This is a genomic window from Achromobacter sp., assembly GCF_032113835.1.
Classification (GTDB): domain Bacteria; phylum Pseudomonadota; class Gammaproteobacteria; order Burkholderiales; family Burkholderiaceae_B; genus Achromobacter.
The window spans coordinates 24,880-48,630 of the sequence record NZ_DAMCTG010000012.1; the positions used below are offsets into that span (position 1 = coordinate 24,880).

Annotated in this window: 18 protein-coding genes and 3 tRNA genes; 15 read left to right on the top strand and 6 right to left on the bottom strand. The window is 64.1% G+C overall.

The window, feature by feature from the left end; all coding sequences use genetic code 11:
* Positions 1-128: 128 nt before the first annotated feature.
* A tRNA-Thr gene (locus RT697_RS07075) sits at positions 129-204 on the bottom strand.
* Positions 205-417: 213 nt separating this feature from the next.
* Between RT697_RS07075 and RT697_RS07080 the strand changes: the two genes are divergently transcribed.
* From RT697_RS07080 to RT697_RS07090, 3 genes are all read left to right on the top strand, one after another.
* A tRNA-Asn gene (locus RT697_RS07080) sits at positions 418-493 on the top strand.
* Between the two features lie 97 nt (positions 494-590).
* Entirely contained in the window at positions 591-1,640 is a 1,050-nt protein-coding gene (locus RT697_RS07085; RefSeq protein WP_313697799.1) for a GTP-binding protein, read from the top strand.
* A gap of 101 nt (positions 1,641-1,741) precedes the next feature.
* On the top strand, positions 1,742-2,647 hold the full coding sequence (locus tag RT697_RS07090; RefSeq protein WP_313697801.1) for a LysR family transcriptional regulator: 906 nt from the start codon (positions 1,742-1,744) through the stop codon (positions 2,645-2,647).
* A gap of 291 nt (positions 2,648-2,938) precedes the next feature.
* Here the strand turns inward: RT697_RS07090 and RT697_RS07095 are convergent, their stop codons facing one another.
* Positions 2,939-3,184, bottom strand: coding sequence for a hypothetical protein (locus RT697_RS07095; RefSeq protein WP_313697729.1), 246 nt, complete (start codon positions 3,182-3,184; stop codon positions 2,939-2,941).
* Between the two features lie 256 nt (positions 3,185-3,440).
* Positions 3,441-3,517 (bottom strand) — tRNA-Met (locus RT697_RS07100).
* Positions 3,518-3,586: 69 nt separating this feature from the next.
* On the opposite strand from RT697_RS07100, the gene scpB reads away from it, so the two are divergent.
* The 8 genes from scpB to typA all read left to right on the top strand — a co-directional run bounded on the left by scpB (position 3,587) and on the right by typA (position 15,440).
* A complete protein-coding gene (gene scpB / locus RT697_RS07105) occupies positions 3,587-4,873 on the top strand; it encodes an SMC-Scp complex subunit ScpB (RefSeq protein WP_409517408.1) in 1,287 nt (428 codons plus the stop codon).
* A complete protein-coding gene (gene rluB / locus RT697_RS07110; RefSeq protein ID WP_313697731.1) occupies positions 4,870-6,777 on the top strand; it encodes a 23S rRNA pseudouridine(2605) synthase RluB in 1,908 nt (635 codons plus the stop codon). Before scpB ends, rluB begins: the two co-directional genes overlap by 4 nt.
* 495 nt (positions 6,778-7,272) lie before the next feature.
* Positions 7,273-7,773 (top strand): ribosome maturation factor RimP, encoded by a 501-nt coding sequence (rimP, locus tag RT697_RS07115; protein ID WP_313697733.1) that lies wholly within the window; start codon positions 7,273-7,275, stop codon positions 7,771-7,773.
* Positions 7,770-9,248: a transcription termination factor NusA gene (gene nusA / locus RT697_RS07120; protein WP_056322387.1), complete on the top strand. Its 1,479-nt coding sequence runs from the start codon at positions 7,770-7,772 to the stop codon at positions 9,246-9,248. Before rimP ends, nusA begins: the two co-directional genes overlap by 4 nt.
* A gap of 97 nt (positions 9,249-9,345) precedes the next feature.
* Positions 9,346-12,402 (top strand): translation initiation factor IF-2, encoded by a 3,057-nt coding sequence (infB, locus tag RT697_RS07125; RefSeq protein WP_313697734.1) that lies wholly within the window; start codon positions 9,346-9,348, stop codon positions 12,400-12,402.
* A 21-nt stretch (positions 12,403-12,423) separates the two neighbouring features.
* The gene (gene rbfA / locus RT697_RS07130; protein ID WP_175124688.1) at positions 12,424-12,825 is read left to right on the top strand and encodes a 30S ribosome-binding factor RbfA; all 402 of its coding nucleotides are present in this window, start codon (positions 12,424-12,426) and stop codon (positions 12,823-12,825) included.
* Between the two features lie 42 nt (positions 12,826-12,867).
* Positions 12,868-13,620 (top strand): tRNA pseudouridine(55) synthase TruB, encoded by a 753-nt coding sequence (gene truB / locus RT697_RS07135; RefSeq protein WP_313697735.1) that lies wholly within the window; start codon positions 12,868-12,870, stop codon positions 13,618-13,620.
* Positions 13,617-15,440, top strand: a complete 1,824-nt coding sequence (gene typA, locus RT697_RS07140; protein ID WP_313697736.1) for a translational GTPase TypA — start codon at positions 13,617-13,619, stop codon at positions 15,438-15,440. The genes truB and typA overlap by 4 nt, the downstream gene beginning before the upstream one ends.
* A 330-nt stretch (positions 15,441-15,770) precedes the next feature.
* On the opposite strand, the gene RT697_RS07145 is transcribed toward typA, so the two are convergent.
* The gene (locus RT697_RS07145; protein ID WP_313697737.1) at positions 15,771-16,169 is read right to left on the bottom strand and encodes a 4-oxalocrotonate tautomerase; all 399 of its coding nucleotides are present in this window, start codon (positions 16,167-16,169) and stop codon (positions 15,771-15,773) included.
* A 106-nt stretch (positions 16,170-16,275) separates the two neighbouring features.
* On the opposite strand from RT697_RS07145, the gene RT697_RS07150 reads away from it, so the two are divergent.
* Positions 16,276-17,139, top strand: a complete 864-nt coding sequence (locus RT697_RS07150) for a LysR family transcriptional regulator (protein ID WP_313697738.1) — start codon at positions 16,276-16,278, stop codon at positions 17,137-17,139.
* A gap of 64 nt (positions 17,140-17,203) precedes the next feature.
* On the opposite strand, the gene RT697_RS07155 is transcribed toward RT697_RS07150, so the two are convergent.
* A complete protein-coding gene (locus tag RT697_RS07155) occupies positions 17,204-17,830 on the bottom strand; it encodes a TIGR00730 family Rossman fold protein (RefSeq protein ID WP_175137516.1) in 627 nt (208 codons plus the stop codon).
* A 52-nt stretch (positions 17,831-17,882) separates the two neighbouring features.
* Here RT697_RS07155 and polA point away from each other — a divergent pair, with 52 nt between their 5' ends.
* The 3 genes from polA (at position 17,883) to RT697_RS07170 (ending at position 22,390) form a co-directional block, all read left to right on the top strand.
* A complete protein-coding gene (gene polA / locus RT697_RS07160) occupies positions 17,883-20,600 on the top strand; it encodes a DNA polymerase I (RefSeq protein ID WP_313697739.1) in 2,718 nt (905 codons plus the stop codon).
* A gap of 104 nt (positions 20,601-20,704) precedes the next feature.
* Positions 20,705-21,544 carry a ZIP family metal transporter gene (locus RT697_RS07165; protein ID WP_313697740.1) on the top strand — a complete coding sequence of 280 codons (840 nt, stop codon included), beginning with the start codon at positions 20,705-20,707 and terminating at the stop codon, positions 21,542-21,544.
* A gap of 57 nt (positions 21,545-21,601) precedes the next feature.
* Positions 21,602-22,390 carry a dienelactone hydrolase family protein gene (locus RT697_RS07170; protein ID WP_313697742.1) on the top strand — a complete coding sequence of 263 codons (789 nt, stop codon included), beginning with the start codon at positions 21,602-21,604 and terminating at the stop codon, positions 22,388-22,390.
* Positions 22,391-22,648: 258 nt separating this feature from the next.
* Here the strand turns inward: RT697_RS07170 and RT697_RS07175 are convergent.
* Positions 22,649-23,751: Na/Pi symporter (locus tag RT697_RS07175; RefSeq protein WP_313697743.1), on the bottom strand; the 1,103-nt coding region annotated here is incomplete at its 5' end.

Genomic DNA, 23,751 nt, shown 5'->3' on the forward strand with positions numbered 1-23,751 from the left:
AAGGGGGTTGGATGCGCGGTGGTCCGCGCGAGTTCCCGGCCGGGTGGGTGGCGACGTGAGGGGGGGGCAGGATGAAAGAGGGGCGGAAATGAAAAAAGCAGCCCGAGAGGGCTGCTTTTTTGGAAATCTGGTGCCGGCAATAGGAGTCGAACCTACGACCTTCGCATTACGAATGCGCTGCTCTACCAACTGAGCTATGCCGGCAAGACCATTTGCTGTTGTTTCTGGACCAAGCCGGAAAGCGCAAGCAAAACATCTTTTTTTCTTCCAGTTCGCTGCCTTTTTAGGGCCCGATCTGGAAAGACCGAAACTATATCAGAGTTTTTTCGCGATGGGCAGCAACACGCAAAAAAAATTCAGAAAAAAAGGGGATTTGCATGCGCTGCTTTTTTAGTTCATAATTTCGGTCTTGGCAGATCCCCGATAGCTCAGTCGGTAGAGCGACGGACTGTTAATCCGCAGGTCGCTGGTTCGAGCCCAGCTCGGGGAGCCAAAAGAATTTTGGGCCGCTCACGCAAGTGAGTGGCCCTTTTGGTTTTTGCGGGTTTTTGCGTTGGTGCCGTAGTGCATCGACTCATAAGGCGATCGGCATGAATGACGATAAGCGCGGCCGCGCTCAAAGCGGGCAGGGCGAACAGTCTGTGCAAGACAAGCGCATCGGTGTCACCGTCATCTCGGGCTTTCTGGGCAGCGGCAAGACGTCGCTCTTGAATCGCCTGCTGCAAGAGCCTGCGTATGCCGGCGCGGTGGTCATCGTCAATGAATATGGCGATATCGGTGTCGACCATCATCTGGTGCGTCTGGCGCCGGACAAGGTCGTGCTGGTCGAGGGTGGATGTCTGTGTTGCGTGGTCAGCGGCTCAGTGGTCGACACCTTGCGAGATCTCTTCATGCAGGCCCTCGCGCGCAAGATCAAGCCGTTCCGGCACGTCATCATCGAAACCAGCGGTCTTGCCGACCCGGCGCCCATCCTCTTCACGTTGAAGCACGAGCGGTTTCTGGCTGAGCGTTACGCGTATCGCGGCGCAATCGTCGTGGTGTCGGCAGCGCACGGCGCCAATCAACTGGACACGCAGCCCGAGGCCGCCCGGCAGCTTGCGCTGGCCGATACGGTCGTGATCAGCAAATCCGACCTTGGCGATGCGGCGCAACTGCACGATGTTGAACAGGCGATCGCGGCTATCAATCCTGGCGCGCGCCGCTGCGTGCAACGCCCGGATGTGCCACTGGCCGATGGATTGCGCGAAGGTCCGGACCTTTTTGCCCGGCGCGATGGAGGCTTTGCTGCAACGTGGCTGGGGGCGTTCTCTTCGCCGTCCGCTCGTCGGCATGCGGACGTAAGCAGTTTTTCGCTCACGCTGGATACCCCGCTGAGCCGGGCGGCGTTTCTGGCGGGCATCTCGCGCATTCAGGAGCGCTACGGGCAGGGCGTGCTCCGGATGAAGGGTATCGTCTGCTTCGAGGGTGAATCACTTCCCTGTGAGGTGCATGGTGTGCATGGCGAGTTGTATCCTTTGCAGTCCTTGAGTGGCTGGCCGGATGATGTGCGCGCTTCGCGGCTGGTGTTCATCGTTCGCGGTCTGGGTGTGCCGGAAGTGGCCTCCGCGGTGCGCGAGGCATTGGGTCAGCCGGCTGCGTGATCGCGCCGAAGGACCCCGTTTCATAGATCGATATTCCGTTGCGGATGCCGCACGGAAATACGGTATAACCGGTACGGTCTGATGCACTCGCCGAGACAATGATGGATCGACTGAAAGCCATGCAGGTGTTCGTCGAGGTTGCCGATCGGGGTAGCCTGTCGGCGGCCGCCGTCCATCTGGACATGTCTCGCGCCATGGTGTCGCGATACCTGGCCGAGATGGAGCAATGGGTCGGCGTGCGTCTGCTGCATCGCACGACGCGGCGCTTGAGCCTTACGCCGGCTGGCGCCGAAACCCTGCCGCGCTGCCGCCAGATGCTGGATATGGTGGGTGATCTGCACAGCGCGGTCGCCACGCCGGAGGACACCCCGCGCGGCCTGCTGCGCATCACCACGAGCATGTCGTTTGGCGCCCGCCATCTGGCGCCGGCCGTCACGGACTACGTCAAGCGCCATCCCGGCACGTCCGTGGACCTGATGCTGGTCGAGCGTGCGGTCAATCTGGTGGAAGAGCGTGTCGATCTCGCGGTGCGCATCACCAACGATCTGGATCCCAACCTGATTGCGCGCAAGCTGGCGGTGTGCCGCTCTGTGGTGTGCGCGTCGCCGGAATACCTGGCGCGCGAAGGCGTGCCGGCGCGCATCGAAGATCTGTCGTTGCGCAACTGCCTGACCCATTCGTATTTCGGCAAGAGTCTGTGGCGTTTCGAACGCGATGGCGAGCCGGTCGACGTGCCCGTCGGCGGCAGCATCAGTGCCAACGAAGTGTCGGTTTTGTCCAGTGCGGCGGTGGAAGGGGCGGGTATCGCCATGTTGCCGACTTACTATGCGGCGGAATACATCGCCTCGGGCAAGCTGCAGGTCATCCTGCCTCAATGCAAGCCCCAGGAACTCGGCATTTATGGGGTGTACGCCTCGCGCCGGCAGATGCCCCTGATTCTGCGTTCGATGCTGGATTACCTTGCCGAGCGGCTGGGGTCGGTGCCGTGGGACAAGCCTGGGGGCTAGTGCCGGCCTGCTGCCGGGTTGTAGGCCGAGCTGCAGGCAGAACTGCAGGTCATGTCACGGGCCGTGCCGCGCGAGGCCGCGTGCAGTGTGCGCCGCAGCTTGAGCGCTGAATATATGGCGGTATAATTTGCCGGCATTTGACCCAAAAAATACCTAACAATCGTTCCGGCCTGGTGGCAGGTCGGCGCAATCCAGAGCCTAGCTCGGTTTGCGCAAGGGGGCGAGCCGGTCTGGCAGCGGCGTTTCCGCCGCGCGGCAATGGCCGATGCCTGTCGGTTCTAGTCTTTGCTGTCAATTTATGCGGAGAGGGTTGGTGCCGGAGGTTCCGGCGCGTTCCGCGGCCATATCGGCGATGGGTGTCAGCGTTGCTGGCGCCAGCTTTTCCAGAATTTGCTCAGACGTTTTGCCGCAGCCGCGCAGCCGCGGCAAGCATTCCGCCTTACGGGCGCCGGCGTGTTGGTTTTCGCGCAGGGCAGCGCCATGAGGCGAGGGCGTGGCGGTAAACAGGAACCCAGTGACAATTTCGCAAGCCAACATTGACTGTTGCGTCGCCGCTTTTGCGGCGGCCTGGTCGTTTGCGGGTGAGCGCCGCGCGGAGAGTTCCGTGGGTAGCCGCGTCGGGATTCGTGGATTGGAATTCCGCGGCATCACGGCCGGCGGCGTCGAAATGAATCGCGGTGCGGAATTGGGTTGCGGTACGGGTTCGAATTGCGGCGTTGGCCGTTCGGTTCTTTGTTCTGAATCCGGCGCCGCAAATGAAAAAGGCCCGGCGAATGCCAGGCCTTCATCAAATTGGTTGCGGGGGCAGGATTTGAACCTACGACCTTCGGGTTATGAGCCCGACGAGCTGCCAGACTGCTCCACCCCGCGTCTGAGAAAAGAATATTAACCTTAATTCCAACCAAGCGCAAGTTAGCCCATTTTTGAATTTGGATGTCGATGAACGATAGCGAGGCAATACTCGTGCTGGAAACCGCGCTGTTGTGCGCGGTGCAGCCGATGCAGATTTCCGATATGCGCAAGCTGTTCGGGGATGATGAACAATTCGACAGCAGCACGGTGCGCCGGCTTCTGGAGACCTTGCAAGGCAACTGGGCCGACGGCGGGCTGGAGCTCGTACAGCTCGCCTCCGGCTGGCGTTTCCAGAGCCGGCCCAGCATGCAGCGCTACCTGGAACGCCTGAGTCCCGAAAAGCCGCCGAAGTATTCGCGCGCCGTGATGGAAACGCTGGCCATCGTGGCCTGGCGCCAGCCCGTGACGCGCGGCGACATCGAAGATATCCGCGGCGTGACGGTTTCGTCGCAGATCGTGAAGGCGCTTGAGGATCGCGGTTGGATCGAAGTCATCGGTCACCGTGACGCGCCGGGTCGTCCCGCGCTGTTTGGCACCACGCGCCAGTTTCTGGACGATTTGGGGCTGCGCGCGCTGGATGAGTTGCCGCCGCTGGAATCCGCGCACGCAGCCGCCGCGCTCGCCGGACTGGATCTGGGCGAAGTGCAACAGGTTTTGGGCGAGGCGCCGGCGCCGGCCGAGGGTGAGGGCGAGGGCAGTCCGGAAGCCTCTTCGGCGGAAGCGGGGGCGGAAACGCCCGATTCCGGGGCGGATGACCTCCTCCAGGCGGGCGTAGATGCGCCGCAAGATTCAGCGCAAGAAACACCCCAACAAGCACCCCAAGAAGCACCGCGAGAACCAGAGCAAGAGGGCGAAAATCCGTCCTCCGCCAATGCTGACTCCGAGTCCTCCGAGATTTTCCCCGTTGCGGAATTGTCTGTTTCGGAAGAGGATGGCCCCATAGCGGCCATCGATAGCGTAGAATCCCAGCTTTCGCGCACAGAAGAAGGCGCGGATCCCGCCGACGAATTCACCGTCCGGGAGCAAGCCGAAGGCTTGTCCAATACGCCGCTTTCGTCCGATCTTCCCGACGACAGAGCTGGCAACGACATTTCCGATATGGCCGCCGATGCCTCCGAGGCCGGTGCTGCAAAGGAAAGAGTCGAGAACGCAAAACACGCGGAACCGACTGACCCGACTGACAAGACCGATGCCGTGGCTCCTGGCGATGCCAGGCGTGAGCCCGTTCATGGTCTTGACGAGGCCGTTCAGCCCGAACCCGATGCCGCCGCCGCGGCCTCGGAGCAGGCGGACCCCGACCGGTCCGGGTCTGAACCGGATTCGGCGTCCCCAGATGATGACGAGCCTGCTCCCGGCAGGCCTACCCAAGTTTGAAATTCGGAGCTGTCCCAGTGACAACGAATACAGCAATACAGGACGACACCCCCCGTTCGGATGACGCCGCTGCCGGCGCGCAACCGGAATCCTCCGCCGCGCGCGAACCGGCCGTTGAAGGCGAAGCCGGCGCCCGCGGTCGCGGGCGCAAGCTGAGGACGCCGTTCCGCCGCCGCCGCGGCGACGCTGCCGCCGAACAGGCGCCCGCGGCTGAAGGGCAGGCCGCCGCGCCTGCCGCGCCGGTCGAGTCCGCGGACTCCCGAGGCGGCGAGCAGGAAGCCGAGCAGGCGCTGTCCTACCTGGATACGGCTGACCGCATGGAACAGCGTCTGGGCAAGTACCTCAACAGCGAAGCGGTCATGCCCAAGCTGCACAAGGTGCTGGCCGACGCCGGGATCGGGTCGCGCCGCGAGATGGAAGAACTGATCGTCGCGGGCCGCGTGTCCGTCAACGGCGAGCCGGCGCATATCGGCCAGCGTGTGGGTCCCAACGATCAGGTGCGCGTCAATGGCAAGCCCATCATGCGCACCAATACGAAGAAGCCGCCGCGCGTGATCCTGTATCACAAGCCCGCCGGCGAAATCGTCAGCCATGACGACCCCGGTGGCCGCGCCAGCGTCTTTGCCCGCTTGCCCAAGCTGCGCACCGGCAAGTGGCTCTCGGTGGGCCGCCTTGATCTGAACACCGAAGGCCTGCTCATCTTTACGACGTCGGGCGACATGGCCAATCGGATCATGCACCCCCGTTACGGCACGGAACGCGAGTACGCCGTTCGTGTCCTGGGTGAAATGGACGAGGCGCAGCGCCAGTCGCTGGTTGACGGCATTGAGCTCGAAGACGGCCTGGCCGCGTTCGGCGCGCTGGACTACCTGGGTGGCGACGGCAGCAACCGCTGGTATCGCGTCACGCTGCAGGAAGGCCGCAACCGCGAAGTCCGCCGCATGTTTGAAGCGGTCGGCGTCACGGTCAGTCGACTTATCCGCACGCGCTTCGGCGATGTCGTGCTGCCGCGCACCCTGCGCCGCGGCCGTTGGGACGAGCTGGACGCTTCGCTGGTGACCGCGCTGATGGTTCAGTTGGGACTGTTGCGCGAAGACGACGATTCGTCGGGCAACCGCCGCCGCTCCAAGCAACCGCAATCGCACGACAGCGCATTGCCTCCCGGATTCGGTACGCTGGACCGCAACGGCATGAACGGCGCCCGGATCGGCCGCCGCGGCAAGTTGCAGGGTGGTGGTGTGGGCAGCGCGGGTCAGGCCGCCGCGTGTCCTTCCGATCCTTTCGGCACCGGCCTCATGATCGCCGGTGGTTATGCCAACGGCCACCCGCTCTCGGGCGAGCCGGGTCTCGGCAATCGCAAGAACAAGCCCGGTCCGCGCTCCGCTGGCGCCGGCAAGTCCGGTGGCAAGCCGGGCGGTAAGCCGGGCGGCAAGACGGGTGGACGCGCGGGCGGCAATGCGCGCGGTCCCCGCGCCGCCGCTAACGCCGCCGCTGGCAATCCGATGGCGAGCAGCCCGGTGGCCGGCAACCCGATGACTGGCAACCCAGCCGCAGCCGGCGTGGGCGAGGCCCCGGCAGGCACGGGCCGCCGTCCGGGCGGCAAGTCCGGTGGCAAACCTGGTGGCGGCAAGCCCGCTGGCGGCAAACCGGCAGGCGCGCGTAGCGGCAATCCGGGCCGTGGCGGCAAGCCCGCCGCGGGCGGCCGCGGCGGCAACAAGACCGAAGGTGCACGCACCGGCGGCAACAAGGGTCCTGGCGCCGGTGGCAAGCCGCGTACGCCGCGTAGCGGCAGTCCCCGCGGCGAAGGCGCCCAGCGTGGCGATGATTGGCAACCCCGCAGCGCTTCGGCTCACGAATCCCGTCTGGGCGTCGTGGGCGGCGGCCGGGGGCGTCAGGGCCGCTGATCCCTGCAGGGCGGCTCGCAGACTGCGCCGCCGCCCGGCATCCGTCCCATATAAACGTAAGCCCGTGACGAATCAGGCGATTTTCCCGTTTATCTGGTAAAATCAATGGTTTTCATGGCTTCGCGTCATGGCTTTTTGCCGGAAGCACTGGTTTCTTTAAGTGCGCTTTACCGCAAAAAGCACGTCGGCTGCATCTATGCTGATCGGGCGCACGGCCTTGTGCTGGCGTGTGCCGGGCGCTGTTTGCAGCAGTCTCCTTGGCGCTTGCCGCTATCTGGGGAAGGCGCACAGGCGCCGAAGTACCCAGCCAAGCCCGGCAAAAGCCGGGTCCGGCACCGGGTTGGATACCGGATCGGGAAATCAGGGCGGCGCAAGCCAAAAATTAGGTCGCAATATAGGGCACTGCCCAGCATTGCTCCTTACGTGTAGTAGGGAAGCGGCTGGGCTCTGTGCAATATCGGTGGGCTGGGCGTGCAGCCCATTTTTTTTGAGTATATGGCTGATTTATTCGCATTGACCGAAGAGGCTCTGGCCGGCATGGACGTCGAACTTGTAGACGTCGAGCGTGCCGCCCTGGGCCTTTTGCGCGTCACGATCGATCGGGTCGGCGGTGTGCGCATCGAAGACTGCGAGCAGGTGTCCCGCCAATTGTCGCGGGTCTTTGAGGTCGAGAACATCGACTACAAACGCCTCGAAGTAGGTTCGCCGGGCGTTGACCGCCCGCTGCGCACCGAGGCCGAGTTCCGCCGTTTCGCAGGCGAGCGCATCGAAATCAAGCTGCGCGAGGCATTGGACGGCCGCAAGGTCTTCTCGGGCACGTTGACCGTGCCGGAAGAAGAGGCCGCAGCCGACGCAGCTGCTGGAATGCACAAGACCGTGTTCGGTCTCGAATTTGAGGCAAAAAAGAACGAAGTCCAGGTGTTGAATTTCACGGTCGAAGATATCGAGCGTGCAAAACTGGATCCCGTTCTGGATTTCAAGGGCAAAAAGCGATGAGTCGCGAAATTCTTCTGTTGGTCGATGCCTTGGCGCGTGAAAAGAACGTCACGCGTGACGTCGTGTTCGGCGCTCTCGAAAGTGCGCTGGCCTCGGCCATGAAAAAGCGCTTCAAGGATGATGCGGACATTCGTGTTTCCATCGATAGGGAAACGGGAGACCACGAAGGCTTCCGCCGCTGGCTGGTCGTGCCCGACGAGGCCGGTCTGCAAGAACCCGACAAGCAGGAAATGCTGTCGGATGCCGAGGAAATCGTCCCCGGCATCAAGGAAGGCGAGTACATCGAAGAGCCCCTCGAACCCATCGAGTTCGGCCGTATCGGCGCTCAGGCGGCCAAACAGGCCATCCTGCAGAAGATCCGCGACGCCGAGCGCGAACAGGTGCTGAACGACTTCCTGGACCGTGGCGAAACCATCGTGTCCGGAACGATCAAGCGCATGGACAAGGGCGACGCCATTGTCGAAACCGGCAAGATCGAAGCGCGCCTGCCGCGCTCCGAAATGATCCCCAAGGAAAACCTGCGGGTTGCCGACCGCGTCCGCGCTTTTGTGTTGCGTGTTGACCACGCCGCGCGCGGCCAGCAGGTAATCCTGTCGCGCACGTCGCCGGAGTTCATCCGCCAGCTGTTCGAGAACGAAGTGCCCGAAATCGAGCAGGGCCTGCTCGAGATCAAGGCTGCCGCCCGCGATGCCGGCGTGCGTGCCAAGATCGCCGTCGTGGCATACGATAAGCGTATTGATCCCATCGGGACGTGTGTGGGCATGCGCGGTTCGCGCGTGACCGCGGTGCGCAACGAACTCGGCGGCGAGCAGGTCGACATCGTGCTGTGGTCCGAAGACCCCGCGCAGTTCGTCATCGGCGCGCTGGCGCCGGCCAACGTCGAATCCATCGTTGTTGATGAAGACAAGCATGCGATGGACGTCGTGGTGGACGAGGAAAACCTGCCGAAGGCCATCGGCGCCAAGGGCCAGAACGTGCGCCTGGCGTCCGAACTGACCGGCTGGCAGATCAACATCATGACGCCGGAAGAAAGCCTGAACCGCCAGGAAGTCGAGCGTTCGGGTCTGCGCACCACGTTCATGAGCAAGCTGGACGTCGACGAGGAAGTCGCTGACATCCTGATCGACGAAGGATTTACCGGTATCGAGGAAATCGCCTACGTTCCCATGCAGGAACTGCTGGAAATCGAGGCGTTTGACGAAGACACCATCAACGAGTTGCGCGCCCGTGCCCGCAATGCGCTGCTGACCGAGGCAATCGCCCAGGAAGAGCGCCTTGAAACCGCACAGGATTTGCTTGAACTCGAAGGCATGACGCCGGAACTGGCCGCCAAGCTGGCCGAGCGTCAAGTGCATACGCGTGATGATCTGGCCGAATTGGCAACGGACGAACTGGCGGAAATCGCCGGTCTGACCGAACAGGAAGCCAGCGATCTCATCATGCGTGCCCGCGCCCATTGGTTCGACGAAGAATAACCATAAGGACACGGGTCTGCGGTGGAGGATGCCGCCGCTTCATCCACCGCAAGTTCACGTTGTTTGTAATAGCTGCCTATAGGGAAGAGAGAGCCTAATGTCGAGTAATACCGTCGCCCAGTTCGCTACCGAGCTGAAAATGCCTGCCAACGTGCTGCTGGATCAGCTGCGTTCGGCTGGCGTTGACCTCAAATCGGTCGACGACTCCGTCACCGACAGCGACAAGGCGAAATTGCTCGAATCGCTGCGTCGCGCACACGGCGCAACCGAAGGCAAGAAGATCACGCTGACGCGCCGCCAGACCTCCGAGATCCGGCAAGCCGACGCCACCGGGCGTTCGCGCACGATCCAGGTCGAAGTGCGCAAGAAGCGCGTCTTCGTCAAGCGCGACCCGTCCGAGCTCGCAGCCGAACAGGCCGCCTCGGCTCGTCCCGAAGAAGAAGTTGCGGCCGAAGCCGCTCCGCAGGTTTCCGCACCGGCTGCTCCCGCAGCTCCCGCGGCGCCTGTCGCCGCAGAAGCTCGCGAAACGGCGCCTGTAGAGGCCGAAGCTCCCGCCCAGGCCGAAGCGCCGCAGCAGGAGCCCGTCGCAGCCGAAGCCGCCGCCCCGGCAGAAGTGCCCGCGGCAACCGAATCCGTCGCGGCCGAAGCGCCCGCCCCCGTCGAGGCCAAAGCGCCTGAAGTCCAGGCTCAGCCTGAACCCGAACCGACGCCGGCGCCTGCTCCTGCCGAGCCCGTGGCCGAAGTGGCCAAGCCCGAAATCAAGACTGAAACCACCGAGCCTCTGGCTGAAGAAGCCAAGCCGGAACCTGCTGTGCTAGCCAATAAGTCCGAAACATCTTCCTCCCAGGCCGCCGCGCCTGTCGCCCAGGCGCAGCCTGCCGCGAAATCCGAATCCGTGAAGCCCGCCGCCGCCGCGCCCGCCGCTGCGCCCAAGGTGGGTGGTCGCGTCGACAACCGCCGTGCCGCGCCGCCGCTGGCCGCTTCCGCCACGACCGCAGGTCGCGACGAAGCCCGTCGCGCCGCCGAGGCCGAGGCCGCCGCGCTGCGCGAAATGCTGAACCGTCCCCGCAAGGTGCTGCGCGCGCCGGAGCCCGAGGCACCTGCCGCCGCGCCGATCTCCGGCACGCTGCACAAGCCCGCCGGCAAGCCTGGCGCCGCACCCGCGGCCAAGAAGGACGCCAAGCCGGCCGCCCCTGGCGCCAAGAAGACCATCAAGACCGCCGAAGTCGCTTCGACCTGGTCCGACGATTCGTCGCGCAAGAAGCCTGCCGACAAGCCGGCAGCCCCGGCCAGCCGTGACGGCTGGCGTGCGGGTGGCAAGGGCGGTGGCAAGTCGGGCGGCCGTGGTGGCCGCAATCAGCAGAACGACCGCCGCAACGAGCCGGCGCCGCAGGAATTCATCGCACGTGAAGTCCACGTGCCGGAAACCATCAGCGTGGCCGACCTGGCCCACAAGATGTCCGTCAAGGCCGCCGAAGTCATCAAGCAATTGATGAAGCTGGGCCAGATGGTCACCATCAACCAGGTGCTGGATCAGGAAACGGCCATGATCGTGGTCGAGGAACTGGGCCACGTGGCAATCGCCGCCAAGCTGGACGATCCGGAAGCCTTCCTGGACGACACCGCCACCCAATCCGAAGCCGAGCAACTGCCGCGCGCGCCGGTCGTGACCGTCATGGGCCACGTCGACCACGGCAAGACCTCGCTGCTGGACTACATCCGCCGCGCCAAGGTTGCCGCGGGCGAAGCCGGCGGCATTACGCAGCACATCGGCGCCTACCACGTGCGCACCGAGCGCGGCATGGTGACCTTCCTTGACACCCCGGGCCACGAAGCGTTTACCGCCATGCGTGCCCGCGGCGCCAAGGCGACCGACATCGTGATTCTGGTGGTTGCCGCCGACGATGGCGTGATGCCGCAGACGCGTGAAGCCATCCACCATGCCAAGGCCGCAGGCGTGCCGATCGTCGTGGCCGTGACCAAGATCGACAAGCCGTCCGCCAACCCGGAACGCGTCAAGCAGGAACTGGTTGCCGAACAAGTCGTGCCGGAAGAATACGGCGGCGACGTGCCGTTCGTGGGCGTGTCCGCCAAGACCGGCGAAGGCATCGACGATCTGCTCGAAAACGTGCTGCTGCAAGCCGAAGTGCTGGAACTGAAGGCGCCCGAAGACGCACCCGCCAAGGGTCTGGTCATCGAAGCCCGTCTGGACAAGGGCCGCGGCCCGGTCGCGACGATTCTCGTGCAGAGCGGCACGCTCAAGCGCGGCGACGTCGTGCTGGCCGGCGCAAGCTTTGGCCGTGTGCGCGCCATGCTCGACGAAAACGGCAAGCCGATTCAGACGGCGGGTCCCTCGATCCCCGTTGAGATCCAGGGCCTGACCGAAGTGCCGGCCGCCGGTGACGAACTGATGGCGCTGTCCGACGAGCGCAAGGCGCGCGAAATCGCGCTGTTCCGCCAAGGCAAGTTCCGCGACGTCAAGCTGGCCCGCCAACAGGCCGCCAAGCTGGAATCGATGTTCGACAACCTCGGCGAAGGCACCCAGACCCTCACCCTCATCGTCAAGACCGACGTGCAGGGTTCGCAGGAAGCCCTGGTGCAGTCGCTGGTCAAGCTGTCCACCGACGAAGTGCGTGTGCAGGTCGTGCACGCTGCAGTCGGCGGCATCTCGGAAACCGACATCAACCTGGCCATCGCCTCGCACGCCGTCGTCATCGGCTTCAACGTGCGCGCCGATGCCAGCGCCAAGAAGCTTGCCGAGAACAACGGCATCGACGTGCGCTACTACAACATCATCTACGACGCCGTGGATGAGGTTAAGGCCGCCATGTCGGGCATGCTGGCGCCCGAGAAGAAGGAAGAAATCATCGGCCTGGTCGAGATCCGCGAGGTGTACAGCATCTCCCGCCTCGGCAACATCGCCGGTTGTATGGTGCTCGACGGCATCGTGCGCCGCGATTCCCAGGTCCGCCTGCTGCGCAACAACGTGGTTCACTGGACGGGGCATCTCGAGTCGCTGCGCCGCTTCAAGGACGACGTCAAGGAAGTCAAGTCGGGCTTCGATTGCGGTCTGACGCTGCGCGGCAACAATGACATCCAGGTGGGCGACCAGCTGGAAGTCTTTGAAATCAAGGAAATTGCGCGCACGCTGTAAAGCAGGCGCCAGGCATTGTTAATGAGCCGTCACAAGTCCAAAGCCATTCCCGGCCGCAATCTGCGGCTGGCCGACCAGATCCAGAAGGATCTGGCCGGAATCATCCAGCGCGAAATCGACACGAAACGCGCTGGATTGATTACGATTTCGGGTGTGGAACTGTCGACCGACTACGCGCATGCCAAGGTGTGGTTCACGGTTTTGGGCGCCGAGCCCGAAGCCGCCACCACCTTGCTGAACGAGAAGGCCGGCTGGCTGCATTCGCAGCTCTACAAGCTTCTGCATATCCACACCGTCCCCACTTTGCGTTTCTTCCACGACGAGCAAGTCGCCCGTGGCATCGAAATGTCGATCCTCATCGACCGCGCAAACCGCCCCGGCCCGCACTCGGGCGTACCCGACGAGCCTGAAGACAAGTCCTGATCGGGCTGTCGTCACTGCTTCATTTTTTTCCGGATTTCGACGATGGCTAAACGACGCGGGCTTGCGCTCGACGGTGTGCTGTTGCTTGATAAACCTGTGGGTTTGTCGAGCAATCACGCCTTGCAGCGCGCCAAACGCGCCATGGACGCGGCAAAGGCCGGCCATACCGGCACGCTCGACCCCTTTGCCACCGGGTTGCTGGTGTGCTGCATGGGCCGCGCCACCAAAATTTCCGGCGCCATGCTTGACGCCGACAAGGCATATCGCGCTACGCTGCAATTTGGATCGGAAACCGATTCCGGCGACCTGACGGGCAACGTCACGGCGACCGCCGAACCCGGTTTTGTCGTCGAGGAGCAGGCGCTGCGCGATGCACTGTCACGTTTCTCGGGCACCATCGAGCAGATTCCGCCGATGTACTCGGCGCTCAAGCGCGACGGCAAGCCGCTGTACGAGTACGCCCGAGCGGGCATCGAGCTGGAACGCGCGCCGCGCAAGATTACGATTCACCGCATCGAGCTGTTGTCCCTTGACGGGACGCAGGCAGAGATCGATGTGGCTTGCAGTAAAGGCACATACATCCGAACACTGGCCCAGGACATCGGGCGCGTGCTGGGCTGTTTCGCCCACCTGACGGCGCTGCGGCGCACGCACGTCGGGCCCTTCTCTCTGGAACGCGCCGTTGAACTGGAAGCCTTGCAGGCCATGCCAGACCCCAAGCAGGCATTGCTTGCACTGAACGAATTGCCGGAGGGCTTGCTGCCCTCCACCCTGACCTTAAAGGACTCGCTATGACTCGCGCCTTGCGCAACGTCGCCATCATCGCCCACGTTGACCACGGAAAAACCACCCTGGTCGACCAGCTGCTGCGCCAATCCGGCACCTTCCGCGAAAACCAGGCGCTGACCGAACGGGTCATGGACTCGAACGACCTGGAAAAGGAACGTGGCATCACGATTCTGGCCAAGAACTGTGCCGTTGAATACGAAGGCACCCACATCAACATCGTCGACACCCCGGGCCACGCCGACTTCGGCGGTGAAGTCGAGCGCGTGCTGTCCATGGTCGATGGCGTGCTGCTGCTGGTCGACGCGGTTGAGGGTCCGATGCCCCAGACCATTTTCGTGACCCGCAAGGCACTGGCCCTGGGTCTGAAGCCGATCGTCGTGGTCAACAAGGTTGACCGTCCGGGCGCCCGTACGGATTTCGTCATCAACGCCACGTTCGACCTGTTCGACAAGCTGGGCGCCACTGACGAGCAGCTGGACTTCCCGGTCGTGTACGCGTCGGGCCTGTCCGGTTACGCCGGCCTCTCGGCGGATGTGCGCGAAGGCGACATGCGTCCGCTGTTCGAAGCCATCCTGCAACACGTGCCGCAGCGCGAGGACGATCCCAACGGCCCGCTGCAGATGCAGATCATCTCGCTGGACTACAACAGCTACGTCGGCAAGATCGGCGTGGGCCGCATCAACCGTGGCCGTATGCGCCCCGGCATGGAAGTGGCCTACAAGTTCGGTCCCGATGGTCAAGGCGGCCGCGGCCGCATCAACCAGGTGCAGAAGTTCCATGGCCTGGAGCGCATCGTGGTGGACGAAGCCGAAGCCGGCGACATCGTGCTGATCAACGGCATTGAAGACCTGGGCATTGGCTGCACCGTGACCGACCCGGTCAACCAGGAACCGCTGCCGATGCTGCGCATCGACGAACCGACCCTGACCATGAACTTCATGGTGAACACGTCGCCGCTGGCCGGCCGCGAAGGCAAGTTCGTGACCAGCCGCCAAGTGCGCGACCGTCTGGATCGCGAACTGAAGTCCAACGTGGCGCTGCGTGTGCGCGACACGGGCGACGACACGGTGTTCGAAGTGTCGGGCCGTGGCGAACTGCACCTGACCATCCTGCTGGAAACGATGCGCCGCGAAGGCTACGAGCTGGCCGTGTCGCGTCCGCGCGTGGTGTTCAAGGAAATCGACGGCGTGAAGTGCGAGCCGTTCGAATCGCTGACCGTTGACGTCGAAGACGCCCACCAGGGCGGCGTCATGGAAGAGCTGGGCCGCCGCAAGGGCGACCTGCAGGACATGCAGCCGGACGGCCGTGGCCGTACGCGTCTGGAATACCTGATTCCGGCCCGCGGCCTGATCGGTTTCCAGAACGAATTCCTGACGCTGACGCGCGGCACCGGCCTGATGAGCCACATCTTCCACGAATACGCGCCGATCAAGGAAGGCTCCATCGGCGAGCGCCGCAACGGCGTGCTGATCAGCCAGGACAACGGCGACGCCGTGGCCTACGCGCTGTGGAAGCTGCAGGATCGCGGCCGCATGTTCGTCAACCCGGGCGATGCGCTGTACGAAGGCATGATCATCGGCATCCACAGCCGTGACAACGACCTGGTCGTGAACCCGATCAAGGGCAAGCAGCTGACCAACGTGCGCGCCTCGGGCACCGACGAAGCCGTGCGCCTGGTTCCGCCGATCCAGATGTCGCTGGAATACGCCGTGGAATTCATCGACGACGACGAACTGGTGGAAATCACCCCGAAGTCGATCCGTCTGCGCAAGCGCCACCTGCTCGAAAACGAGCGCAAGCGCGCCGCGCGCGAAGCCGCGGTCTGAGCTTGAAGGCGGCAATCGCCGCCTGATGCCAGATCAATGAAAAGCCGCGCACCTTCGGGTGCGCGGCTTTTTTGTTTGCTTGGCAAGGTGTCAGGCGTGCTTGGCGGTTTCTTCTGACGGGGTGTCAGACACCCGCCCGGCGCTTTAGCAACTTGACGGTCACTTCTGACGGGTGTCAGACACCTTGGCCGAAAGTCTGCAAGGTGTCTGACACCCACTGAAGTGCTGTCGCATGGTGATTTGCCGCTCCACGGGGTGTCAGACACCGTCCCCCGAGCGTGCGGTGTCTTCCAACTCCAACCTATCGCAGGTCGGATCATGGGCCGCTGCCTACGACGCGCTGTGCTGGTGCCGGTACTCTTGCGTGCGCCCGCCATAACCGTAAGCTGCGGCGCGCGCGTCAATCACGTGGACGTACGAGCACTCGTGCAGTTCCTCCAGGATGTCCTGGAACGCGGCATACACATCCTTGATGAAGCGCGCCTTCTCGCCCTTGGTGTTGGTTTCGTCCGTGACGCTGATGTCCAGATGGAACGCGTTCTTGCCCAGCTCGGACAACGGACGCCCGCCGATGAACCAGAGTTCGTGTGGAATGTGCTGCAGCGTGATGGCGATCACGGGCAGCTTTTTCCCTAGCACGGACTGGGTCAGCCCGGCGACGGATTCGACGATGCGGCGGTCGATGGCGGCGTCGGGCGTGCCGGAACGATGGATGACGATGTGAGGCATGACGGTTCTCCGATTGGTAGGGTACGGAGCCAGTGTAGAAAGCGCGTTGACATCGGAAAAGCGGGAATTTACGATTTCATCCATCGAGTTAGCCGTTGGATAAATCATGAGCGGATTTGACCTGGACCAGCTTCGCACCCTGGTCGCGGTGCTGGACGCGGGCAGTCTGACGGCCGCTGCGCCCAAGGTGTTCCTGTCGCAATCGTCCGTCAGTGAACAGATGCGCAAGCTCGAAGACAGGGCGGGTCAGCCGTTGCTGGTGCGCGGCAAGACCGGTGTGCGGGCCACGCCAGCGGGTCAGCGCCTCTTGGCGCACGCGCGCACGATTCTTGCCTTGAGCGACGAGGCCTACCGCGACCTGCGCGGCGTGGCGCTACAGGGCGAACTGCGGCTGTGCATCACCGATTACTTCCGGCCGGGGGACGTTGCCCGCCTGCTGCGGCGCCTGAACGAGCAGTATCCGCAGGTGCGGTTGCACGTGACCATCATGAAGAGCGGGGCGATCGAAGCCGCTTACGAGCGCGGCGAGATCGATGTCGGCATATCCATGGTCATTCAGGAGCGGGGCGCTACGCGCGGCCGCGCTGATGGCGCGCTGCTGCGCCGTGAACCGCTGCTGTGGATGGCGGCCGAGGGCGTGACGACGCCGCTGGCCGAACCATTGCCGTTGCTGGCCCTGCCGGAAACTTGCGCGCTGCGCCAATACGTTGAGCGGATGTTGTCACGCCGTGGCGTGCCGTATGCCGTGTCGCACGTGGCGTCCGGCGTGGCGGGGTTGCAGTTGGCCGTTGCCGCGGGATTGGGCGTTGCCTGTTTGAACGAATCCGCGCTGGGCACGGGCATGGCGCGGCTGCAGGCGGCGGGCCTGCCGGCGTTGCCATCGGTGGAATTCAGGTTGCTCGCCGCCCGCCCCGGTGAAAGTGAGTTCGTGGGGCTGGCGCGCGAGGCGATCGTCAAGGCGATGACGTAGGCAGCGCCTTGACCTGGAAGTTGCGGTGCGTGCGGGCAAGCATGTCCGCAGCACGGCCGCTGTGTCAGGCGGGCAGGGAAGGGGCGTACTGTTCGGCGGACATCACCCGTTCGTGGAATTCCACGACCTTGCGCACCACCTTGACGGGATCGTCTTCGATGATGAAAAGGTCCAGGTCGTGGGCGGCGATCATGCCGTTGCCGAGCACTTGGTCGCCCAGCCATTCGGCCAGTCCCGACCAGTATTCGCTGCCGACCAGAACGATCGGCGCGGGCGGAACCTTGCCCGTCTGGATGAGCGTCAACGCTTCGAAGAGCTCGTCCAGCGTGCCAAAGCCGCCGGGCATCGCCACGTAGGCGAAGCTATGCATGAAGAATGCCGCCTTGCGAGGGAAGAAGTACTCGAAGGACAGGCTGATGGTCTGGAATTCGTTGTTGTGGGCTTCGTGCGGCAGGCTGATGTTCAACCCGATGCTCGTGCCTCCTGCTTCAAATGCACCTTTGTTGGCGGCTTCCATGATGCCGGGGCCGCCGCCCGCGATGACTGCGAAGCCAGCTTCTGCCAGCGCAGCGGAGATCGCGATGGTGGTTTCATAGTAGGGGGAATTACGGCTGACTCGTGCGCTACCGAAAACGCTGACTGCGGGCCCGATGTGAGCGAGCTTGTCTGCCGCCGTCCTTATCTCTGACATAATCAGCGGAATTTGTTTGCCGGCGGGTGTATCCATATCTGCCTTTGTAACCATGAAAAAAACCCTATTACTGGTCGACGGTTCAAGTTACTTGTACCGCGCTTTCCACGCTATGCCTGATTTGCGCAACGCGCAAGGCGAACCCACGGGTGCGCTTTACGGCGTGGTCAATATGCTGCGCAAGCTTGTATCTGACCATAAGGCAGAGTATGCCGCATGTATCTTCGATGCTCGCGGCAAGACGTTTCGGGACGACCTGTATCCGGAGTACAAGTCGCACCGTCCCCCTATGCCCGAGGACCTGGCAGCACAAATCGATCCCATCCATCGCGCGGTGCGCGCGCTCGGCTGGCCGGTGCTGGCGATCGAGGGTGTCGAGGCCGATGACGTCATTGGCACTTTGGCACATCGTGCCGCGCAGCATGACGTTCACACCATCGTCTCTACGGGCGACAAGGATCTGGCGCAACTGGTCAACAGCCACGTCACGCTGGTCAACACGATGAGCGGCGAGGTCCTGGACGAGACCGGCGTCGTGAACAAGTTCGGCGTGCCGCCCGAGCGTATCGTCGACTACCTGATGCTGGTGGGCGACACGGTCGACAACGTGCCGGGCGTCACCAAGGTCGGGCCCAAGACGGCCGCCAAATGGATTACGGAATTTGGCTCGATTGACAAGCTGATCGAAGGCGCTGACGGCATCAAGGGGGTCGCCGGCAACAACCTGCGCGAAGCCATTCCCAATTTCCCGTTGACGCGCCAGCTGCTCACGGTCAAGTGCGATTGCGACCTCACGGGCCACATCGACGGCGTGGACGACCTGACGCCGCGTCCGCGCGACGACGCCACGCTGACCGAGCTGTACGAACGCTACGGATTCCGCACGTGGCTGCGCGACCTGACCGGCGATGTGGAGCGCGTGCCCACGGGCGATGCGCGCATTGCGCACGAGGCGCCTGCCGCGCCCGCCACGCTGGACTACCGCATCATCTCCGACTGGGCTGCGTTCGACGCCTGGATGGAACTGATGCAGCAGGCATCGCTGGTTGCGCTGGACACCGAGACGACGTCGCTGGACGAGATGCAGGCCCGGCTGGTGGGCTTGTCGATGTCGGTGGCGCCCGGCGTGGCCTGCTATATCCCGGTCGCGCACCGAGGTCCGGATGGCGCGGTCCAGTTGCCCAAGGACGAAGTGCTGGCCCGGTTGAAACCCTGGCTGGAAGACCCGGCGCGCACCAAGCTGCTGCACCACGCCAAGTACGACACGCACGTGTTCGCCAACGAAGGCATCCGCCTGGCCGGCGCCGCGGAAGACACGATGCTGCAGGCTTACGTGCTGGAATCGCATCGCGGCGTGGGCCTGAACGATCTGGCGCAGCGTTATCTGGGACGCAGCGGCGTGTCCTACGAGGACCTCTGCGGCAAGGGCGCCAAGCAGATTGGCTTTGACGAAGTGGCGGTGGACAAAGCCGGGCATTACGCGGCCGAAGATGCCGACTTCACGTTGCAACTGCATCAGGTGCTGCGTCCGATGGTCGCCGCCGACGCAGGGCTGGAGCGCATCTATCGCCTGGAAATGCAGGTGTCCGGCGTGCTGACCACCATCGAACGCAACGGCGTGAAGGTCGATGCCGCGGAACTGGGCCGCCAGAGCAACAAGCTGGGCCAGGAGATGCTGCAGCTCGAGCAGAAGGCCTATGAACTAGCCGGCCAGCCGTTCAACCTGAATTCCCCCAAGCAGCTTGGCGAGATCCTGTTCGGCCGCATGCAGCTGCCGGTGGTGCGCAAGACCGCGAGCGGCGCGCCCTCCACGGACGAGGAAGTGCTGAGCAAGCTGGCGCTGGACTATCCGCTGCCGCAGGTGCTGCTGGACTACCGCGGGCTGTCCAAGCTGAAGTCCACCTACACGGACAAGCTGCCGCGCATGATCAACCCGGCGACGGGCAGGGTGCACACGCACTATTCGCAGGCCGCCGTCATCACCGGACGCCTGGCGTCGTCGGATCCCAACCTGCAGAACATCCCGGTCCGCACCGAAGCCGGGCGGCGCGTGCGCGAGGCGTTCATTGCCGAGCGCGGCCTGCTCTTGTCAGCGGACTATTCGCAAATCGAGTTGCGCATCATGGCGCACGTGTCGGACGACGCGAACCTGCAAAGCGCCTTCGCGGCGGGCGAGGATATCCACCGCGCCACCGCATCCGAAGTGTTCGGCGTGCCGCTGGACGCCGTGACCACCGATCAGCGCCGTGCCGCCAAGGCCATCAACTTCGGCCTGATCTACGGCATGGGCGTGTTCGGCCTGGCGTCCAACCTGGGCATCACGCGCGACGCCGCGCAGGCTTACATCGACCGCTACTTTGCGCGCTATCCCGGCGTGGCCATGTACATGGACGACACGCGGCGCCTGGCGCGCGAGCAGGGCTATGTGGAAACCGTCTTTGGACGGCGGTTGCAGTTGCCGGAGATCCGCGGCGCTTCGGGGCCGCGCAGGCAGGGCGCCGAGCGGGCGGCCATCAATGCGCCCATGCAGGGCACGGCGGCCGACCTCATCAAGATGGCCATGGTGGCGGTGCAGGACTGGCTCGACACCGAAAAGCTGCAGACGCGAATGATCATGCAGGTGCACGACGAACTGGTGATGGAAGCGCCGGACGACGAGCTGGAATTGGTCAAGGAGGCGCTGCCGCGTCTGATGTGCAACGTGGCGACGCTGCGCGTGCCGCTGGTGGCGGAAGTGGGCGTCGGCAAGAACTGGGAGCAGGCGCACTAAAGGGACAGAGCGCCGCTGGGCCGTCTTCGGACGGCCCATTTCCGGTTTTTGGATTGCAACAATATAATGTTGCGCTTCCCCCCCGCCTGATCTTCTCCCCCTCCATGTTGCTGCTCTGGGTCCTGCTCGCCACCATCACCGGCGGCCTTATTGCTGTCCTCATCGCGAGCTGGCTCGCGTACAAGGTCTTTGCCAAATACCTGCATCACATGGTGAGCCTGTCGGTGGGCGTGCTGCTCTCGGTCGCGCTTCTGCACCTCTTGCCCGAAGCCTTCGAGACTGGCGTCGGCAACGCGCATGTGCTCTTCGGGTTGATGCTGGCGTCGTTGATCGGGTTTTTCGTGCTGGAGAAGATTGCGCTGCTGCGCCACAGCCATCACCACGAAGGCGACGGCCATCACCATCACAAGGGGCATGACCGTCACGAGGCGGGGCGCGGCGGGATGCTCATCCTGATCGGCAGTTCGCTGCACAACCTGTGCGACGGCGTGCTGATCGCCGCGGCGTTTCTTACCGACCCGTTGCTGGGCGTGCTGACGGCGGCGTCGATCATCATCCACGAGATACCGCACAAGCTGGGCGATTTCGTCGTTCTGATCAATGCGGGCCTGCGCCGCCGCCGGGCGTTCGCGCTGATTCTCTTTACCAGCTTGTGTTCAGCGGTCGGCGGCATAATAGGCTACTTCGTGCTGCAACAGGCGCAGGACTGGACGCCGTACATTCTGGTGGTTGCCGCCAGCAGCTTCCTGTATATCTCGGTGGCCGACCTGATGCCGCAGATGCACGAGCGGGTATCCCTGTCCGATGCCGTCCCGCAATTGCTGCTGGTCGGCGTGGGCGTGGCGCTGATCTACAGCGTTACGACCCTCATGCACCACGGGCACGACCATGGCGCGCATGCCGATCATGGCGCGCCGCATGCGGAGCACGGCCACCAGCACTAGCCCTGGCACGGCGGTGGGGATGGCCGGCCTTCGTCGACCCCAACCAAGGAGTTCTCCATGAGTTTTTCCACCGCCGCCGGCAATGTCGCGCCCACCGTGATCCACACGGACACCCTGGGCCTCGTCCACGGGGATTTCCAGCTTCCCGTCACGGATGGCTTGATCGGCGCCTACTACGCGGCGCCCGAAGGCAAGCGCGATCTGCCGATCGTGCTGGTGATCCAGGAAATCTTTGGCGTGCATGAGCACATCAAGGACATCTGCCGCCGGGTCGCCAAGGCCGGCTATCTGGCCGTCGCCTGCGATCTGTATCAACGCCAGGGCGACGCATCCGCCTACACCGACATCCCCAAGCTCATTTCCGAACTCGTCAGCAAGGTGCCGGACGAACAGGTGTTCGGCGACCTCGACGCCAGCGTGGCATGGGCTGCCGCCAACGGTGGCGACGCGCGCCGCGTGGCGGTGACGGGTTTCTGCTGGGGTGGGCGCCTGACCTGGATGTACGCCGCGCACAACCCGGACGTGAAGGCGGGCGTGGCCTGGTACGGCAAGCTCAGCGTGGGGCACGGACCGCTCATCAAGCGCGTGGCGCTGGATGTGACGAATGAGCTGCATGGTCCCGTTCTGGGCCTGTACGGCGGGCGCGACGCCAGCATTCCGCTGGCGGACGTGGAAGCCATGAAGACGAAGCTGGCCGCCGGCAACGCCGCCGCGAAGCTGTCCGACATCGTGGTGTATCCCGAGGCCGACCACGCGTTCCTGGCGGATTACCGTGCCAGCTACCAGCCGGAAGCCGCGAAGGATGGATGGGCGCGGATGCTGGAGTGGTTCAAGCGGTATTTGTGAGGCGCGGCAGGGTAAGCCGCCAGATGTGACCCTTGCAAAACAAAGCCGGCCTGAGGGTCGGCTTTTTCATGCGCCGGCTTGCTTGGGACGGTGTCAGACACCCGGCGGAGATGGTCTTCGACTTGTGGCGGCGTCTCAATGGGTGTCTGACACCTCGGGCGTGCGCCAGAAAAGACAAAGCCGACCCGGGGGTCGGCTTTTTCATGCAGGGCAGTGAGAGGAAGCTTGCCCCGCCGCCTCACGGCTGGGAAGGCCCGCTCAATTCCCCGCTTCGCGCAAACGGCTGGGCAAGAGCTCGCCATGACGTGCCAGCAGCGGATACGCCGCCGCGCCGACCAGGTGCGAGTTGATGCCCTTCATATCCCGCAGGATGTCCAGGTACAGCGCGCCCACTTCCGCCGCGTCCACCTCGCCCGACTTGATCTTCTGCAGGTGCGTGTCGGCCGCCTGGGTTTCGATCGTGCGGAAACGCGCCTTTTCGCCGGCCAGCGAACGCGCCTGGCGCAGGTCGTCGTTCACGAAGAGCGCGGCGGCCGTGCGCTGGTTGGCGATGAGCTGGCCCAGCGTGTCGTCCAGGCTGGCGCGTTGCTCGGGCGAGAACGTCCACCCCTGTTTACGCAGCTTGGCCACGTGGCTGAGCAGCCCGTGATGCGCGATATCGCCGGCATGACCGATGTTGCTGGTGAAGGCCAGGATGTCGTCGAGCCGCTGGATGTCCTCGCGGGTCATGTTTTCCTGGTCCAGCGTCGCCAGGTACGTCGTGATGGCATTTTCCAGCTTGTCCAGCGCGCTATCGAGCTGGCGCGCCTGCACCATGCGGTGGCGGTTGTCGCGCTTGAAGCCCGCCCGCGCGTAGAGCAGCAGCGTCTGCAGCATGTCGGCCATCCGCAGCGCTTCGCGCGCGGCGTTGCCCAGCGCGACCGCCGGCACGTCGTGCGCCCATTCGTCCAGGTATTGGGGCCGGGAGGGGTCGTTCGGGTCGGCGCGCTTGGGCAGCCAGCGGGTGAGGAGGGCGGCGTACGGCGTCAGAAGCGGTAGGAAGGCCAGCGCGATGACGGCGTTGAACAGGGTGTGGAAGTTGGCGACCGCGCGGGCGGGGTCGCGCGCCAGGTCGCTCATCCAGGGCTGCAGGAACGGCAGCAGCAGCAGGCCGGCCAACACGCCCAGCACCCGGGTCAGCAGGTTGCCCAGCGGCAGGCGGCGGGCGGCGGGGTCGTCGCCGGTGACGCCTTCGATCATGGGGTTGATCGCGGTGCCCAGGTTGGCGCCGAGCACCAGCGCAAACGCGACGTGCGGCGCGACCATGTTGTGGCTGGCCAGCGACATCACCAGCACCACCACGGCGACGCTGGAGTGCGCCG